We start from the raw sequence: 372 nt of genomic DNA, 5'->3' as shown, positions 1-372 counted from the left end.
GGCGCCCGGCAAGTTGGGCGACGTTGGCGCGAATCATTTCGCCGGCTTCACTTCTTGGCCCACCCCTGTGCCCTGGTGACCGCGCTGGTCCAGTTGCGGTAGAGCTCGGCGCGCACAGGTTCGGCGATGGATGGTTCGAAGACCGAAGCGATGCTCTGGGTGGCGAGGGCTTCGGCCTGGGTCGCCCATATTCCGCTGGCCAGTCCGGCGAGGAGGGCAGCTCCGACGCTGGTGGCTTCGGTGTTCGCCGGTCGAACGACCCGCACGCCGAGTTGGTCGGCTTGGAACTGCATGAGCAGGTCGTTGCGGGACGCCCCACCGTCGACGGCGATCTGGAGGATCTGGTTGCCCGAGACACGGGCCATGGTGTCG

The 372-nt window shown here is 67.2% G+C and carries 1 protein-coding gene; it reads right to left on the bottom strand.

Translation table 11 applies throughout. From position 1 onward, the window contains the following. Positions 1-47: 47 nt before the first annotated feature. A partial coding sequence (locus tag BN358_RS23835; protein ID WP_255346900.1) for an FGGY-family carbohydrate kinase occupies positions 48-372 on the bottom strand: 325 nt, incomplete at its 5' end.

Source organism: Sedimentibacter sp. B4 (assembly GCF_000309315.1).
GTDB classification, from domain to species: domain Bacteria; phylum Bacillota; class Clostridia; order Tissierellales; family Sedimentibacteraceae; genus Sedimentibacter; species Sedimentibacter saalensis.
Note: the sequence above shows the minus strand (reverse complement) of the source record. Positions and strands in the feature narration are given on the sequence as shown.